The sequence below is a fragment of the Spirosoma foliorum genome (assembly GCF_014117325.1).
In the GTDB taxonomy this organism is placed as follows: domain Bacteria; phylum Bacteroidota; class Bacteroidia; order Cytophagales; family Spirosomataceae; genus Spirosoma; species Spirosoma foliorum.
The window spans coordinates 1,253,314-1,271,550 of sequence record NZ_CP059732.1 but is presented as its reverse complement, the minus strand read 5'-3'; the positions used below and the strand labels follow the sequence as shown (position 1 = coordinate 1,271,550).

The following is an 18,237-nucleotide window of genomic DNA, read 5'->3' as shown; positions in this document are numbered from 1 at the left end:
CGTACTCGTTATTCACATTGGTTTGGTGTGCTCCGTAAAAACAAAAAGAACGGTACACCGACCGTTCTGCAACCAAATTGGTTTTCTTTGCAGACGCGTCAGGGATGCCGTCGGGTTTCCGAAGCAAACGGTTCAGGGTTATAAAAAATTGTTAGTCGCATAGGCTGAGCTATTTACCGGCCAATTACATACTGACGCATTTGGAGCAACGCATTAGTGATACAAAAATAGAAATACTTCCCGGCTATATCAACATATAGCCGCCAGGCTTAGCAAAAACTGATTAACTGATTCATGCCAAATTCGCTTCGTATTGTGTTCATGGGTACGCCCGATTTCGCCGTTGCCACTCTACATCGGCTCCTTGGCGCGGGATGCCAGGTTGTTGCCGTCATCACCGCTCCCGACCGGCCGTCAGGTCGTGGATTGCAGTTAACACCTTCACCGGTAAAGAAAGCTGCCGAAGCGGCCAATTTACCCGTTTTGCAACCCGAAAAGCTTCGTGATCCTGCATTTCTGGAACAATTAGCCAGTTATCAGGCTGACCTTCAAGTAGTGGTTGCCTTTCGAATGCTTCCCGAAGTTGTCTGGGCAATGCCAACCATCGGGACCTTTAATTTACACGGGTCATTGCTGCCTCAGTACAGAGGGGCCGCTCCCATCAACTGGGCAATTATCAATGGGGAGACCGAAACGGGAGTCACGACCTTTTTTATTGAAAAAGAGATTGATACGGGGCAAATGATATTTCAGGATTTCGAGCCTATTTATCCCGATGACAATGCCGGAACCGTGCATGACCGACTGATGGAACGGGGGGCTAATCTGGTGTTAAAATCTGTGCATGCCATTGAAGCCGGAGAATACCCTCGAACCCCGCAACCCGTTGCCAGCGACTTAAAGCCAGCCCCAAAACTGAGTCGGGAAACTACCGAGATCAACTGGAATCAATCGGCACATGCCATTCGCAATTTCGTGCGCGGCTTATCGCCTTACCCATCGGCCTGGACGTTGATCAATGGGAAAGTGTTCAAACTCTACGATGTTTCCCTAGCCAACGAATCCCCGTTTGCGGCTGAACCTGGAGAAGCCTATACGGATAATAAGAAAACGATTCTGGTTCGGGCTGCCGATGGCTGGTTGCAGATTAACGCCCTACAAGCCGAAGGCAAACGACGCATGACCACCGAGGAGTTTTTACGGGGGAATCGTCTTTGAACCGGGATTTACCGGATTTAAATGATTTACTTGATTTCTAGTGTACTGCTTTTACGAACCTAAATTTCCCTAGATCTATCATCTATGAAACTATTCCTTACTTGCCTGTTACTCACAATACTCGCCCACTTATCTGTCAACGCCCAAACCGAAACCTACGCGGAGAAACTTGGCTTTCCGAAAGGCAAGAAAGTCGTTATTTTCCACGTCGATGATGCGGGGATGAGCTACGAATCGAATGCTGGAACGATTAACGCCATCGATAAAGGCATTGCCAATTCAACCAGCGTCATGATGCCCTGTGGTTGGGTGCCGCACTTTTTTGATTACCTCAAAAAACATCCAAACGTTGATGCGGGCGTTCACCTGACGCTAACATCCGAATGGAAAAACTACCGCTGGTATCCACTGGTAGGCCGCGATAAAGCACCCGGTTTGTATGATGAGCAGGGGAGTTTCTGGCCCGAAGTAGCTCAGGTGGTTGCCCATGCATCGGCCGATGAAGTAGAAGCAGAAATTCGGGCGCAACTGGCTCGGTATCGGTCATTTGGTGTTCAGCCAACGCATATGGATTCGCACATGGGAACGCTCTTTGATCCTAAATTTATTAGAACTTATGCCAAGGTAGCCATCGAAGAAAAAATTCCAGTTCTCTTTCCGGCTGGCCATGCGTCCTTGATATTTAAGGCCAACAACGTACCAGAACCCATGCAGAAACTGGCGCAGCAGGTAGGCAAGCAACTCTGGGACGCAGGCTTACCAGTTATGGATGATCTGGACGGTAGCATCACCAGTTATAACTTACCAGGTGCAACTGACGAAGCCTTACAGAAATTTAAAACGCAGAAATTCATTGACCTACTTAATTCCGTAAAGCCGGGTCTCACGTACATCATCATGCACTGCACAGCCCCTACACCTACGTTCGACCTGATTAGCTCGTCGGGCCAAAGCCGTAAGGGCGACATGCTGGGCATGATGGACCCCGCCTTGAAGGCCTATGTCGAAAAAGAAGGCATCATTGTTACCACCTGGAAAGAGTTGATGGAACGACGGAAAAAATTATGAATGAGTGAATGAGCGATTGAGTGACTAAAAACATTCGTCATTTATTCACTCAATCACTCATTCACTCATTCACTCATTCACTCATTCACTCATTAAATTATGAAAATCAGTCTTATCTCCGCCGTCGCAGAAAACGGCGTTATTGGTCGCGACAACGACATGCCCTGGCATTTGCCGGATGACTTCGCTTTTTTTAAGCGTAAAACCAGCCATCATCCCATCATTATGGGCCGCAAATCACTGGAAGCACTGGGCAAACCGTTACCAAAGAGAACCAACATTGTAATTACCCGCAACCCTGATTTTACCGCAGACGGTGTGACAGTTGTGCATTCGCTTGAGGACGCGATTGACAAAGCGAAAAAAGCCGACCGCGCAACCGATGAAATCTTCGTGATTGGTGGTGCTGAAATCTATGCGATGGCTCTTCCTGTTGCCACAACGCTTTATCTAACCGAAATTCATCAGGCTTTCGAAGGCGATACTTATTTCCCTACGTTTGATAAAGCTGAGTGGAAGGAAGTTAGCCGACGCCCGCATCCCACCGATGAACGCCACGCGGTGTCGTTTGATTTTGTGGAGTATGAACGAGTGGGGTGATTTTTTGTCATTTCGACCGTAGGGAGAAATCTCAAGCTTGATTATTGCGAAGCTTGAGATTTCTCCCTACGGTCGAAATGACAAAAAAATCCAACTGACAACACATTAGCCTAGTTCTCCTCCACGATTTTCACACCCCAAGGCTCCAGCGAGACTGACGCATTGGGTGCAATAACGCCATTGGACAGCAGCTCTTTACCCGCTTTATAGGAGTAAGTCAATGAAGCCGGAGTGGCTGAATAATTGAAGTAGTAATGAATAGCTTTACCCTGCTGATTGACGCCCGATTTGGTGATCAATGGAAACGCTAATTGCTGATCTGGACCCCATACGCCTGCTTTTTTCACGGCATCTTCCAGCACTTTTTTCAGGATCGCATCGCTGGTGATACAGCCGATATAGGTCGCAAAACCTTTTCCATACTTATTTTCGGTGATGGCTGCGTAGTTACCCCAAACCGGATGATCATAATAAGCTAACACACTGGCAGTAGTTGGAGTAATCAACTCCATCCAGGTCTTCACCGTATTTTGTTCTTTGCCTACTTTATACGGATCATCTTTTAACGAAACATGCTCGGGAAACGTAAACTGGCTATAGTAAATGCCACAGGCTTCGTTGATAATACCCGGTTGACGCGTTGATCTCACCTTTACATTTTCGTCTGAGAATCCGCTTTTAAACGTGTAAACAATATGCCCACCGTTTTTTACGAAATTGTTCAGTCGATTCAGTAACGCATCCGACGCGGCATATAAAGCCGGTACAATCAGCACTTTATAGCTTTCCAGATTCGTGCTGGTTGGATCGACGAAATCGACGCCGACATTCATCTGGTAGAGTGCATCGTACATGGGCCGCAATACATCGTTGTATTTTTCTCGGGCACCCCAGCCAAAACTAAACGCATTGAAGCCTGTCAGCGCTTCATTGCTGAACAGCATGGCCACGGAGTTCGTCTTTTTGAGATTAACCAACTTTGGGCTGAGTTTTTCAAAATCACGGCCAATAGTTTTAGCTTCGTCGTAGGTAGGGTTAGGCTCAAAATCATGGCTCAATAACCCTTTCCAGTACGTTTCGACAGAGTTGTGAATGGAATGCCAGTGCCAGTATTCCAGCATATTAGCCCCCGATGCCAGATGACTAAACGCCTGCAACCGCAGTTGACCCGGATACGGCACCCACTGCGGAAATCCCTGCGCTTCGGTTTCGAGCACCAGGTAATTTTTGCCACGGTTCGACGCATCGAGCTTCATAGAACGTGTGAGGTCACCACCTAACGAAATTTCAATACCCGTAAGCTTGTCCTGCGTCGGGTGGTAAATGTCGATGCCAGCAACATCCATCGCTTTAGCTGCTGCAAAATGATCGACATCGGCCTGAATACCATACGAATACCCCCGCCAATCAAGGTCAAAGTTTTGCGTAATAAATTGATCGGGACGTTTGTATTCTCTTACGAGTGCGGCCTGCCAGGCCAGGTAATCGGTGACGAGTTTCCGTTGAAATTTCGAAAACTCCGCACTCAAACTGGCATTGATTGTACCGACTGTCGAGGGAAAATCATCCCAGTTATTGATTCGGTTGCTCCAGTAATCCAGCCCATATACCTTGTTAATAACATCCAGTGTTTTGTACTTTTCCTTCATGTACTGTACAAAAAGAGCCTGTACGTTATCGCCCGTTGTATTGTAGTGCTTCGTTTCATTATCGACCTGATACCCAATAATAGCCGGGTGCGATTTGACGTGTTCCAGCATTTTCCGAATGACGCGCTCGGCATGAAACCGGAAGTGCGTATTGGTAATGTCCATATTCTGGCGAACCCCGTACCGATTGGGACCCTGTGGCGTAACGGCCAACACATCAGGGTATTTTTTGACCAGCCAGGTCGGCACGGCATAGGTAGGCGTTCCGATAACTACCTGAATACCCGCTTTGTGCATGGCGTTCAGAACCCGGTCGATGTGGGAATAATCAAACACGCCATCTTGCGGTTCGGCCGTGCTCCAGGTTGACTCGGCAATACGAACGACGTTAATGCCAGCCTCTTTCATCATCTGAATATCCTTGTCCAGACGTTCGTAGGGCATATACTCATCGTAATACGCTACGCCAAACAGAAGTTTATCCTGCTTAGGCGTTTGCGCCGATGCCCAACCAGTGAGAAGGGAAAGCGTAACGGCAAGAAGAAAATAGATTTTGGTCATGTAAGTTGTGTCTTACGCTAATTTGCTCCCCACCGATTCGAGCAGGGCTTTCGTCCGGCGAATCCCTTCATCTTCAGCCATGCCTTCGCCTTCAAATTCAACACCGATATAGCCGTTGAAACCTGAGGCTTTCACCAGTTTGAGCATGCGGGCGTAATCGATCTTCGTTTCCTGCCCTTGGGCATTGAAACCGTAACTTTTGGCACTAACTCCACCTTTAGCATACGGCAGCATTTCGGTCACGCCTTTGTAGCGATCGTATAGTTGATCACAGTTCTTTTCTGAACTCCCCCAATCGTGCGACTGGCAGAAATTACCAAAATCAGGCAAGAGCCCGCAGTTTGGTTTACCAACAGCTTTCGCCACGGAAGCCATCCAGCTTCCATCCGATGAATGCCCGCCGTGGTTTTCGGCTACGACATTGATACCCAAAGGGGCAATCTTTTCAGCGAGTCGGCCCATACTTTCGATGGCTCGTTTACGGACTTCATCGGCGGAGTCCTTACTTTGCAAATTCACCCGAATGGTTTTGCAGCCCAGGAATTTAGCCGCTTCGGCCCAGGCATAGTGGCGGGTAATGGCATCGGCTCGTTTGGCAGCCTCACCATCGACTAAATTGCCCGCCGTATCAATCATCAACAAATGATTAACAACACCTTCATCCCGGCTCCGTTTGAGAAGCTCTTTTAGATAAGCTGGTTCGTTCTTCACGAACTGATCAACGTACTCAACGGCCGTTATACCGAAATCACGCCGGGCCCTGACAGGAAAATCAAGGGTAGTGGTTTCCTTTTTTAATAACGCCCGATGCAGTGACCATTGAGCCAGGGAAATCTTAAAAAATAGAGGTTTGGGAGCCGCCATCAAGTCGATGGTTGGTAAGATCGGTAATGTAGCGAGGGTGCCTAGCTGCCCCAGAAAATGACGACGGGTTGTATTCATTGCTATGTTTTTGTGTAACGCGGACATCCTGTCCGCATAGCTTTATACCATCTTTTGTGGCGTCAGCTTCTTAAAGCTGACGCAGTAGGTTTCTCAAAACCTATGGTTCGTGGTTTTAGGTTTTGAGAAACCTAGCGCGTGTCGGTTGTTAGCAACCGACACCACACAGCTCAAACATTTACTTCAAACTTACAACCGCTTGCTTATACTTCGCGGTTCGGGCATCCTGAATAACCCCTTTCCAGTTCAGACCAAAGCCAAAGTCATAAACATGCCCTTCCGAATCGCGGTACGATGTCATGTCGCGAGGAACGTCTTCGGCTTGCGCTTCCACGGTTTTCATATCGGCGGGAAACTGCATAGGTAGCAACGCCGACGGTTCATATGCGCCCGTCAGAATATCCATAAGCGCCTGGTCCTGTACGCCAAAGTGAGCCAGAATCGCATTTGATTGAGCTTCAAACTCCTTAACGACTGTTGGATTAGACACTTGTAGCGCCACAATTACCGGCTTACCCTTCATTTGGGCAACGGTTTCGGTAACCATGCCTAGATCAGTCGTGTTAATGGTCTTGGCGGTTTTGCCGTTGTAGGTTCGGTTCGTGAATTTTTCGAGTGGATCGCCACCAGCGATACTTGGGTTACGGGCACCCTGAGCGGTATAGTCACCGTATTGCAGACTGACCGGAACATAGCCAGTGCCACCCGCTTTGGCATCGGGAATGCTGTAGCCCCCTCCCGAATCCGGACTTCGCATGAACACCAGTGCATAATCAGCTTCGGCGGGGTTATCCGTTACGGTAAAATACTTCTTCACGATGTTCAGGCTAACCGGATAGTCAAGTTTTTCGGGAATATCCATACCCAGAAAATTGCGACCAGCGGGGGTGAATTGCTTGGGGATGTAAACCGTTTTCCCTTTGGTGAGCGGTAGGGTTTTAGCCTTGTTTTTCAGCATCACTACCGATTCCAGTTGCGCCTGATAACCCGCCTTCATGAACTCAGGTGTGCCAACCGATTTTCCAGAAACCTGTGGGTCCAGGTAGGGGTTTTCAAACAAGCCCACCCGGAAAACATTCTTGAGAAGCCGAACCGCCGATTGTTCAAATCGCGCCCGCATAAACGCTTCACCGTGATCTTTAACGCCCATTTTATACGCTTCAAGAACCGGCCCCGATTCGTTATTACCGCCAAACTGATCGACGCCATTCATCAGGATTTTGTAGTGTCGTTGAGCAACCGATAACTTTTCGACACCCCACGACTTACCTGTCAGAAAGACATCGACCGCCGTTTCATCGGCCGTAATGAGCCAGTCGGTGCAGATGACACCATCGTATTTGTATTTGGTCCGCAGCAGGTCATGGATGATGTATTTGTTGTAGCTATTACCTACATTTTCTCCGTATTTTTTGTCCTGATCGAATGAAATCGTGTAATAAGGCATTACTGCTGAGGCCATTCCGGTTTTGCCACTCAATTTGAACGCACCATTTAAGAAGGGCATAAAATGCGTCTGGAAATTCTTGCCGGGATAAACCGCGTATTTACCATAGCCATAGTGTGCGTCACGTCCACCTTCGCCCGAACCGCCACCCGGCCAGTGTTTCACCATAGCGTTCACGCTGTGATAGCCCCATCCACCCGTAATTTCATTAGCACCGGTTGATGTCTGAAAACCATCCACATAGGCACGCGCCATATCGGTCGACAATTTTGGATCTTCGCCAAATGTACCACTTACCCGGTTCCAGCGGGGATCGGTCGCGATATCAATCTGGGGCGAAAGGGCCGTAGCAATGCCCAACGACCGATATTCTGTAGCAGCAATCTGTCCGAACCGTTGCACCAATTCAGGATTGAACGTTGCGGCCAAACCCAATGAACCGGGCCACATGGAAATGGTACCACCCGCACCGGCATTAAATTCGGCATTCGCACGCGTGCCGTGGCGCGGGTCCGAACTGCTGTTGATTGGAATTCCCAAACCAAATCCTTCGACTAATGCCTGTGCATGATTGTTCCATTCGGCAGCGGCTTCCGGGCTTTGCACCGATGTAATGAGCACGTGACGCACGTTATCTTTCGTCAAAAACTCCCGTTGCTGGTCCGACAGATCAGAAACTTTAGCGCCACTTTGAGCGAAGATTTTCCCGTTATAGGTCCCTGCAAACGGACCGCCAGCAGCTGCCGGAATGGGCTGGTGCTTACTGTACAGCATCAATCCGGCAATTTGATCGACGGTCATTTTGGAGGCCAGATCTTTAGCGCGTACGTCGGCAGGCAATCGCCAGTCTTCGTACTTATCCAGTTTGCCATTTTTGTTCAAATCTTTAAAGGCAAACCCTTTGTCGGTCAGAAGTTTTACACCGGACGTAGCGGTGTATCCCAACGTTTGGCCGCTCTTGTTCGTGACTTTTGTCCAGCTTCCAGACTTGGTTTCAGTCCAATTTTGACCCATCGCTATGGATACCGATAATAGGCTGAGGGCAGTGATGTAAATGTTCTGTTTTCTCATAGGTAGTCAATTATTAATCAAATTTGTTGGGCATTTTTGTCATCCCGACGCAGGAGGGACCTCTAGGCTCATACAATCTAGAGGTCCCTCCTGCGTCGGGATGACAAAAAACGCTTGTTACTTCCCAACTCCATAATACTGCTCCCAGAAAGCCAGTTGAGGTTTCGTGGGTAATGGACGGCTTTGAATGGTTTTATCCAGAATCAGTACGTTTTCGGCGGTGGATTTGTAGGCTGGCCAGTTGGGCAGATTCTTCCCGTTCGGATTACCCGTTTTGGCGAAATTCACCCAGTATGACGACATGGACTCGGCCAGTTGCTGATCGACAGGCTCCCAGGGACGGTGCAGTGTGTGCAGGTTGTTATAGGCATACACGATCTCGCCCGAATGAAATGCGCCAAATTGAGTTTCGGGTGTACCGGCCGGTAGTTTTCGATTAAAGTTGTACACATAAACGGGTGCCTTCCCGGATTTATTCTGCATTCTGGCCCAGGTATAATCCTGAATACCAAATGCTTCATCCCGGCTGCTGGCTTTCTGTGATTGCCCAGCTTCGTCTTCGGTTTGTGCAGGATAAACTTTCAGATAATCGTCAGCTTTATCGCCAAATCGCTTTTTTACCTGCTCCCGAAAAACCTCGGCTTTGGCGGGAGGGCCGGAGACCCGATCATCTTCGTTCCAGCCAACGATGATTGGAACATCGCTTTGCTGCCCATGTTTATAGATATCCATAACAGATTCCGGCACTACGTACCCATCCGTAATGGGTGCACTTAGTCCACCCGTTGCTTTAAGGATATCATCGGCTGATTTAGCCCGCAATTCTGCCAGGGAGCCAGCGCCCAACGATTTTGCAAACGTAACTCCCTGTTGCTCTGCACCCTGCAAGGTCAATTTAGGCCGAATTGGACTATCAACGAAGCTGCCACCACTTTCGGCAATTGCCTTTTGAAACAGCCCTTTGGCTAACGGCGATGCGGTCAGGAAATTAACGGCAAACGCACCTGCCGACTGCCCGGCAACGGTTACGTTTTGGGGATCGCCACCTAGTGCAGCAATATTTTTCTGAACCCAGCGGAGGGCCGCGATCATATCCATCAACGCATAATTCCCTGATGCCTTATGGCCCGACTCCTGCGATAATTCGGGATGGGCCAGGAAGCCGAAAACGCCGAGCCGGTAGTTGATATTGACAAACACGACGCCTTTCTTCGCCATAGCTTCTCCATCATAAATAGGGCACGCTCCTCCCCCGGATCGAAAACCTCCACCCGGAATAAAGACGATTACCGGACGTTTTTCGGTAGCCGATTTGGCCGCCGTCCAGACATTTAGGTACAGGCAATCTTCGCTAATGGGTTCGGCAGGAATTAGAAACTCTGTTGACCAGTACATAAACGGTGCAGGTTTACTCTGCATCGGACTTGGCCCAAACGCCTGACATTTCTTGACACCAGTCCAGTTAGCAACGGGTTGTGGCGCTTTCCAACGCAGATTCCCGACAGGTGGGGCTCCAAAAGGAACGCCTTTAAAGATTCGGACATCGCCCGCTGTGTTAACGGTGCCTTCGATTTGCCCATTGGCGGTTTTAATAATGGTCGATTGACTAAAGGCCGTGCTGAAAAGGAGAGTTAGGAAAAAGAGGAAGGTTTGTTTCATAAGAAAAGGGTATGTCTTGTTTTTGTCATGCTGACGAAGGAAGCATCTTAATGTATCCCATTGATTCTGTAAGGATATTTTAAGATGCTTCCTTCGTCAGCATGACAAAAATCAACTAATCAATTTCAATTCTGCCACACGCAAAACGACTGGCCCAATCAGGCCCGATTCCAGCAAAGGAGAATCTTTGTTGTAGTGTTTCCAGGTCGTAAAGGTCACTCGTCCGTCGGCAGGTTTAGGCTTACCTTCTTTATACCAGGCAGGCAATTCTACAATGGCGCCATTGCTAAGGCTCACAAATCCACCCGCACCGCCACCGGGCGTAAACTTATCAGGATCAGGCAACTGCTCATCGCCAATCAGGCGATTGGGCCACAGGTTCGTCACCTTAATTTCCAGCTTGTTTGCCCCAACGTTCACGGCATCAGTGATATCGATTCGGTACGGACGTTTCCAGAGCGTACCCAAATCTTTGCCGTTTACGATCACATTGGCAATCACTTCCACCTGACCCAAATCCAGGAACAACTGCTTTCCTTTCGCTTTTGCCGTAGCAGGTATAGTTAGTGTTTTAGCGTAGGTTGCTGTGCCCGAAAAATATTTTACACCATCCTGCGAATGCGTATTCAAAGGAATCAATTTAGAAAGCGTAATTTGCTCAGGAGCACCCATATTTGGCGGAAAACTCACCTGCCAGTCGCCGGCCAGTTCCGTTGGCGAATTGATACCAGACACAGTCAGGGACGTAGCATGGTCCGCCTTATCCTGTAACTCATACTGGCCATTTTGCCAGAAAAGCAGCGCTGATTTTCCATGCTGCGCCATCTCTACTTTGGGTAGTGAACTGGTCGGAAGTTTTGGCTGAGCCGCTAACTGCCGGATTCGGTCATCGGTCAATACCTCGGGAAACAATTCTGGCGATGTCATATCTCCATTATAAAACGATGCGCCATCGTTTAGATAGGCTTTACCGAATGAAGGAGAAGGATGGATAATATTTTCTCCACTTTTGCCTTCCTGAATCAATTTGCCATTGACAAATATTGATGGAATACCACTTTTGTAAACCAAAGCTACATGACTCCAACCCGAAATGGTCGTTGTTGCTGCCATTCGAAAAACGGGTTTACCTGTAGTCCGCTCCCAAACCGCCACCCCATTCCGCCCGATAGTTAGTCCACAAACGGCATGACCAGCTCCAAATACTGTCCCAGAAGATGGATAAATGGCGTAATAGTCTGTCCAGGGGTCTTTCACGTGCTGCATAAACCCAGTTGGCGAAAGCATGATGTTCAGCTCTGGCTTCGCCCAAAGGCTAATGGTAAAGTTGTTGGCTACTTTAGTCTCTACACTGCTAACAAATGTCTCAAATAGTTTTGTGGTCAGTAATGTTTGGTTTCCACTACTGATTGATTTTAATGATTTCTGTTTAGCTGGAGAGCGAAACACAATAAATATGGAACCAGCAGGTTCAAGAGAAATCGGCAGTCGAGTTTGGCTGGGCTTAAAATTCCCCGACCAGGTTTCATGTTCTACTGTTTCATAAAATGGTATCGGTGTTAGTTTACCCGTTGTAGCATCCCAGAGTTCGGGTTGTTTTCCAGCTACTCGAAATGTACAGACTAATTCTTCATTCGTCCGTCGTTGATTCGACAGGAAGTACATATGAGCATCACCAATACGTCGATGTATCCACATAATAGGCGCATCACCAGAGCGCGAGGTTACTTCGACATCTGGGTTCACCTCTAAGGTTTCGAGTACATCCTGAACCGATTTCCCCCAGAACACCCGCCCTTTACCCAGTCTATTTTCGGTAACGGTCGTCCCGTTTATGGACCCCCAAATCTCAGTAGCTAGCTGGCTGAATTCAGAACTTCCGGTTGTCTGTCCACGGAGGCCTAGTGAGGTAGCCGGTCTGGCACCAATCAGCATTAAACCACTGTTAACCAGCCCCCGCAGCTTACGCAATAGTTCCAGACTTAGCGCTTTATGATCCTGAAGTACCAGAACCCGGTAGCTCATGCCATCGGGCAGACTAAGGTTTCCGTTTTCGACTTTGGCCTGTCTGACAAGGGTTTCGCCGTTGATCAGGTCATAATCATACCCATGTGCCGGTGGCGTTGGGGTTAGTTCATGCGGTTCAACCTTTGTGTATTCGTTGCCTTCTTCGCCCGTGAAATAGGCAAGATCGGCCACGAAAAGTCCCTGCTGCAACAAGCTCTGACAACGTGCCAGATAATCCAGCCACGCCCGGCCTTGTTTCCACCAGGTTGTCGTTCGGTCGAAGTGAATGCCCCAGGGGCCCATTGTCATACCGGGTAAGGCAGTTGGGTGCGGCTGGTGGGCGTATCGGTGAAAAATAATTCGGTTTAAACCCTGCGTAAACATCTTGTCGCCCAGGGCTTTCATAGCAAACGGATACTCCTGCCAGCGCGACGATTCCGGTTCACCCGTGAAGGCTTCGGCCCCTACAATTTGCGGGTTGGCGGGCGTGCCTCCTCCTACCTGTTTGCCGTTGGTGTGTGCAATAGAAGCAGCCAGTTTGGTTGTCCGGCGCATGGTCAGATTATTCTGAAACAACGATGACAAACCATTCCAGAATTCGCCCATGTTTACATCGACCCGTGCGCCAATCTGCATTTCTTCCATTGGTCCACGGTCGTAAGGCTCGGCATAAGCAACGATTCCCTGTTGGTGGCACAACTCCCGGAATCGTCCGTAATAATTGTCGGCCATCAAATCAGCCTGCGTTCGACGGAAATCCCAGAGAAACCGCTCTGTTGTATCGATAGTACCAACCAGACGTCCCGTTAACGTTGGCAAATAAGTGAGCAGTGAATAGCCATTGCGTTGCCTGAACTCCTGGTCAAACTGTGGTGTCCAGTTCTGCATACCTACTTCGTAGCTGTCGATAAGCAGGCCAACTTTTCCTTTCTGGGTTAATGGCTTCAGGGTTGGCAAAAGATTTTCCATCATTTTATTAAAATGAAAATCGATTGCTGCCTGACTGTATTTATCGCATTCCAGTCCGATGCCTGTATCCGGTGCCGAGCGATTCAGCTCGCCATTGGGGGTATAACCTAGTCGCAGGATTGTCCAGTTGCCCGCTGGTGCGTTCCAGATGAGTACTCCATCTTTATTCATAAATGACGAGACATCGACAATTGAAGACAGGTTGATGGCAGCCTGGCCAGCTCCTTCCTGATCGTTCGATACGCCCATCACGCCAAAGTCCTTGTTGGTTTTCTTCTGCCAATCGGCTAGTCGAGCCGTTCCCGAAAAACTAAGTTGTGCAAACTGTCGGGCACCCAGCGATACAATTCGAAAATACTTTGCTTTCACAGGCGTAAATTCCGCCAGACTACGGGCATAGTCATTGGAACGGCCCGCACTGCCAGTTAGTACTTTTCGAAACTGAGTACCATCGTCTGACGCTTCGAGGGTTAGTTGTGGTCCACCTCCAAAACCGCCACCACCGCCTGTCTGTTTACCCACTGACTTACTCAGAAAGCTAATCGATCGGGCTTCGTACGGTTGTTTGAACTCAATGAGCAAATACGCTGGTTGTCCTTCGGAGGCTGGTTGTACCGTTACGCCTTCCGATCCCGCCAATGCAGCGGGTGTACTAGAACTCGTACTCCCACTGGCCGTAACCGTGTTGGCCAATGCTTCCAAAGAACCTTCGCCGGGCAGCGATGGGAAAGCCAGAACGGCAACATCGCGGTAATAATCCAGCTTGCTAAGCGGTTGGGGCAGGGTTATGGTTACAGCCTTCCCACCTGTTGCGTAAGCTTCGCTCCAGGTAATCTCCTGCATGGCCAATTCGGGCGTAATCCACGGCCCACCACTCGACGACCAGCCGGGACAGTTGTGCATCGTAAACTCCAGTCCCAACCGATCGGCCTCCTTCATGGCGTGCTGTTTCAGGCTGAGCCATTCGGGACTTAAATACACAACCGGGCCTTTGGGAATACCAGTACCCGCATCGAAATTCTGAAACCCACCAATCCCGATTTGTTGCATCGCTTCCAGATCGCGGGTGATGCCATCGGCCGTGACATTGCCGTTCATCCAGTGCCACCAGACCTGCGCCCGTGCCGACATCGGTGGATTTACGAACGCATCGACAAAGGCTTCGGTAGCTTTTATATCTGAGGAAGCTGATTTAGCAGAAACCTCAATAACTCCCGATGGCGTAACCAACGCTACGATACCAGCGGCAGAGGTGTTTTTCAGAAATGTACGTCTTCTCATTTAAGTAATAGAAACTGGGCAGTGGATAATGAGTAATGGATAATGTAAAATGGAAGATAGATTATTCATTTTACATTATCCATTACTCATTACCTATTCGCTTATTAAGGCGTCAGTGCGCCATTACCTTTCAAAATTTTGCTAAAAAACAGCACGTGGAAAGGTAGTGAGTTCTCCCAATATTCCCAGGTATGGCCGCCGGGATGTTCGGTATAATCATGTGGTGTCTGGTTATAGACCAATCGGCGATGCAACTCCCGATTCGGTTCAATCAAAAAATCATCGACACCACAATCAATGATCAGCGGTAAGCCATTCGCCTTTATCTTATCGGCCATATTGACTACCGAATTCAACGCATATAAATCAGGTGTTGAACCAACTGGTCCCAGAATCCGGGCAAATTGGGGAGCAATCTGTTTGGCAAACTCAGGGGTAATTTTCCAATGGGTTGCACTCAGATCCAATGCACCACTCATGCTACCAGCTGCGCAATACAAATCCGGGTGGCGGGTAGATAGATATAGGGCTCCATGACCACCCATACTCAAGCCCGTTATGACCCGTCCTTTCCGATCACGAATTGTCCGATAGGTGTTATCAATCTTCTCGATGACCTCCTTGGTGATGTAGGTTTCAAACAGATTGTCTTTCTGAATTGGGCTGTCTAAATAGCCACTCAACGGCTCTCCTTCTGGCGTCACAATAATCAGGTTGTACTGATCGGCCAGGTTATGCAACAGCATCTTGTCGGGTGTTTTGGCCAGCCAGTCGCTGAATTTACCTCCGCCACCATGTAGCAGATACAACACCGGATAAGTCGACTTGCTTTTCGCATAGGAGTTGGGAAGAATGATACCAGCCCGCAGGTTCTTCTGCATAGCCGCCGATGGAATGTCCAACGTATCGACTTTGGCCGCGAATGAAAAGGCAGATACGTTTAGGAAGGTAAAGAAGAGAAAGAGTCGAATTAAGTTCATCCAGTTGAAGTGGTTAATGGTAATGGTATAACATAGTTGCATAGCAGCGAAAGCAATCAGGCCAAACTAAATTAAAGTATTCTTGTGTGACCCCGCTGGGGTCAGATGTTTATAGAGACAATTGCCTTTCTATAAACTTTTGACCCCATCGGGGTCACACAGTATAATCTAAACTTGCGTAGTCAAATAACTCAAATCACATTTCGCCTACTTAAACAGCATAGGCGTGTATTCATTGAGGTACTGGCGCCAGTTAACCCAGGTGTGGCCACCAGATGTTTCTTTGTACTGGTATTTGATGTTGTGCTTATCGAGCATGGCCAGCGTTTTCTTGTTAGCATCCATCACAAAATCATCTTTACCAATGGCTACCCAAAACAGTTTTTTGCCTTTGTTGAACGAAGGATCGTTCAGGACTTTGGCGTATTTTGTATCAGCTTCGTCAGCGGTCGCGCCAAAGAAACCCGAGCTGAATACACCAACATAGTTGAACAATTCGGGACGTGTCAGGGTAAGGTCCAGCGTTTGGAAGCCGCCCATCGATAAACCAGCAATCGCTCTGCTTTCGGGCGTAGTTAATGTCCGATAGCTTTTCTCAACCGTAGGCATTACGTCTTTCAGTAATTCGCTGGAGAACAAATCCCGCATGCGATTCATCGTATTCGCATCGGGCATACCTGTTTGTGGGGGCAATGGCATACTACCGTTCGGCATTACAACGATCATCGGTTTTGCTTTCCCGGCTGCAATCAGATTGTCCAGAATAAAGCCCGACCGACCAATGGTATTCCAACCCGAATCGTCATCACCACCACCGTGCAACAGATAAAATACAGGGTATTTCGTGGTCCCTTTTTCGTAACCTGGTGGGGTATACACGTGCATCCGACGCATCATACCCAAGGTATTCGATGAGTACCAAACCTCCCGGACTTCGCCATGAGGAACCGCCTTATTGTCTTCAAAAGCGGTTTCCGGACCAGTGAGCGCCATCATATTTTCTAAACTGCTGATGCCCTGTTTGATCACCGGATTCTTGGGGTCCATCGTCCGCACGCCATCCACCATGAGCGTGTACGAATAATAATCGGGTTTCAGCGGTCCAATCAACACCGACCATACCCCTTGATCGTTTTTGGTCAGGCTAAGTGGTTTTGGGCTGGACAGGAAGTCCCCGCCTACCGTTACTTCGCTCGCTTTAGGAGCGTAAATCTGAATCATCACTCGTTTGTCGTCCAGCACCTTAGGCGATTTCAAGGTATCATTGGGCGTTTTCTGGGGCATTTGGGCCATTGCTCCCATTGAAACCAGCATTGCACAGAGGGTCAGCGCACAATGGCGGGCATTAGGTAAGGTTTTCATAAGGAATACAGTAAGGTTTGGTAAGACTGATGGCGCGAGGCTCCAGCCTCGTGCCTACTATTCGCTGGCCTCCGGCCAGCATTTTATTAAGCGTGTTAACTATCGGCAGAGGCCGATGAATAATAGTCACGAGGCTGGAGCCTCGCGCCATCTTCACTATTTCCGCCAGAGGTTTGGCAGTAATTTATAATACAGCAAATGCCGCCAGGTTCCCCAATCGTGGGCACCTTCTCCACCGACATAATACTCATGCTTGACGTTGTGTTTCTGCAAGGCCTCATGCAAGGCCACGGCCCGTTTGCCAATGGTCTCTACTTCGCCCGTCCCCTGCCCAACCAGTAAGTAATCTACTTTCTGATTAGCAGCCGGATCGTTCAATAAGGCCGCACTCACTTTCTCCGTCTCCAGATCACCCGCGCTCAAAACACCAAACGAGCTGAACAAATCGAGGTTTTTAAGCCCCACCAACTGCGTGTGTCGTCCACCCATCGACAGGCCCGCCAAGGCACGCCCTTTTCGGTCGGCACGAGTACTGTAGGTCTTGTCGACAAAAGGAATAATCTGCTTTTTTAGCTCTTCTTCAAACAGCGGAAAGGTTTTCTCGGTATGATTCGGGTCGGTGCGGTGAACAACCTGATTGTTGGGCATCGCAATCAGCATAGGGACCATTTTGCCCTCGGCAATCAGGTTATCTGCGATGAAATTGGCCCGTCCATCGAGCGCCCAACCCGATGCCAGTTCGCCACTACCACCGACCAGATACAGAACTGGGTATTTCTTTTTGGGCGAATAATCTGGTGGCGTGTAGACATAGATTTCCCGTTCGCCATTCAGCACATCGGAATGGTAAATATGCCGCGTTACTGCACCATGTGGTACCGGTTTGGCATCGTAATAGGCTGGACCATCGCCCTGAACGACTAGATTGCTATAGCCCGGTTGGTCATTGAAGCCCGTCAGGGTGTTGTTCGGATCAACAACCTGAACACCGTCGATGATAAATTTATAGACGTAAATATCGGGCTTGACTGGCCCAACGGTTAGCGTCCAAAGCCCGTCGTCGCCTTTTTGAAACGGAATAGGATCTTTCACTTTCAACGCCAGCAACATTGGTCCACCTGTTAGCATCACCTGCTTCGCATCAGGCGCTTTGAGCCGAAACGTTACGGTTTGATCATCGCGAACTTCTGGGGAGATGACGGCAGCGCCAAACGGAATCAGATTCTGGGTATTTTTTTGCGGATTCCAGTCCAGATTAACGTGCGCCTGCTGGGCCGTTGTATAGTGGCTTCCTGCCAGCAAAAGGGCAGCAAGCAGATAATTGACTCGGTTCGTAGTCATCGTTTTTCCTTTGCGTCAAAAGTACGTAAAGAATTTTAGCACCTATAAGCGTACGAAGATTTTTTTGCAGCTTTTCAGGATA

11 protein-coding genes are annotated in these 18,237 nt (G+C 48.8%); 3 read left to right on the top strand and 8 right to left on the bottom strand.

Translation table 11 applies throughout. From position 1 onward, the window contains the following. Nucleotides 1-294 precede the first annotated feature (294 nt). The 3 genes from fmt to H3H32_RS05170 all read left to right on the top strand — a co-directional run bounded on the left by fmt (nt 295) and on the right by H3H32_RS05170 (nt 2,886). Nucleotides 295-1,218: a methionyl-tRNA formyltransferase gene (gene fmt / locus H3H32_RS05180; RefSeq protein WP_240543664.1), complete on the top strand. Its 924-nt coding sequence runs from the start codon at nt 295-297 to the stop codon at nt 1,216-1,218. An 84-nt stretch (nt 1,219-1,302) separates the two neighbouring features. After that, the gene (locus H3H32_RS05175) at nt 1,303-2,286 is read left to right on the top strand and encodes a polysaccharide deacetylase family protein (protein WP_182461594.1); all 984 of its coding nucleotides are present in this window, start codon (nt 1,303-1,305) and stop codon (nt 2,284-2,286) included. A gap of 99 nt (nt 2,287-2,385) precedes the next feature. Then, the gene (locus H3H32_RS05170; RefSeq protein ID WP_182461593.1) at nt 2,386-2,886 is read left to right on the top strand and encodes a dihydrofolate reductase; all 501 of its coding nucleotides are present in this window, start codon (nt 2,386-2,388) and stop codon (nt 2,884-2,886) included. A gap of 110 nt (nt 2,887-2,996) precedes the next feature. On the opposite strand, the gene H3H32_RS05165 is transcribed toward H3H32_RS05170, so the two are convergent. The 8 genes from H3H32_RS05165 to H3H32_RS05130 all read right to left on the bottom strand — a co-directional run bounded on the left by H3H32_RS05165 (nt 2,997) and on the right by H3H32_RS05130 (nt 18,155). After that, a complete protein-coding gene (locus H3H32_RS05165; RefSeq protein ID WP_220472602.1) occupies nt 2,997-5,096 on the bottom strand; it encodes a beta-galactosidase in 2,100 nt (699 codons plus the stop codon). A 12-nt stretch (nt 5,097-5,108) separates the two neighbouring features. Then, nucleotides 5,109-6,038, bottom strand: a complete 930-nt coding sequence (locus tag H3H32_RS05160; protein ID WP_182461592.1) for a sugar phosphate isomerase/epimerase family protein — start codon at nt 6,036-6,038, stop codon at nt 5,109-5,111. A gap of 178 nt (nt 6,039-6,216) precedes the next feature. After that, nucleotides 6,217-8,556 carry a glycoside hydrolase family 3 protein gene (locus H3H32_RS05155; RefSeq protein WP_182461591.1) on the bottom strand — a complete coding sequence of 780 codons (2,340 nt, stop codon included), beginning with the start codon at nt 8,554-8,556 and terminating at the stop codon, nt 6,217-6,219. Between the two features lie 117 nt (nt 8,557-8,673). Further along, nucleotides 8,674-10,215, bottom strand: coding sequence for a carboxylesterase/lipase family protein (locus H3H32_RS05150; protein ID WP_182461590.1), 1,542 nt, complete (start codon nt 10,213-10,215; stop codon nt 8,674-8,676). A gap of 111 nt (nt 10,216-10,326) precedes the next feature. Next, on the bottom strand, nt 10,327-14,472 hold the full coding sequence (locus H3H32_RS05145; protein WP_182461589.1) for a glycosyl hydrolase: 4,146 nt from the start codon (nt 14,470-14,472) through the stop codon (nt 10,327-10,329). Nucleotides 14,473-14,576: 104 nt separating this feature from the next. After that, nucleotides 14,577-15,452 carry an alpha/beta hydrolase gene (locus H3H32_RS05140; RefSeq protein ID WP_182461588.1) on the bottom strand — a complete coding sequence of 292 codons (876 nt, stop codon included), beginning with the start codon at nt 15,450-15,452 and terminating at the stop codon, nt 14,577-14,579. A 207-nt stretch (nt 15,453-15,659) separates the two neighbouring features. After that, nucleotides 15,660-16,814 (bottom strand): esterase, encoded by a 1,155-nt coding sequence (locus H3H32_RS05135; RefSeq protein WP_240543663.1) that lies wholly within the window; start codon nt 16,812-16,814, stop codon nt 15,660-15,662. 156 nt (nt 16,815-16,970) lie between these two features. After that, the gene (locus tag H3H32_RS05130; RefSeq protein WP_182461587.1) at nt 16,971-18,155 is read right to left on the bottom strand and encodes an esterase; all 1,185 of its coding nucleotides are present in this window, start codon (nt 18,153-18,155) and stop codon (nt 16,971-16,973) included. Between the last annotated feature and the right edge of the window lie 82 nt (nt 18,156-18,237).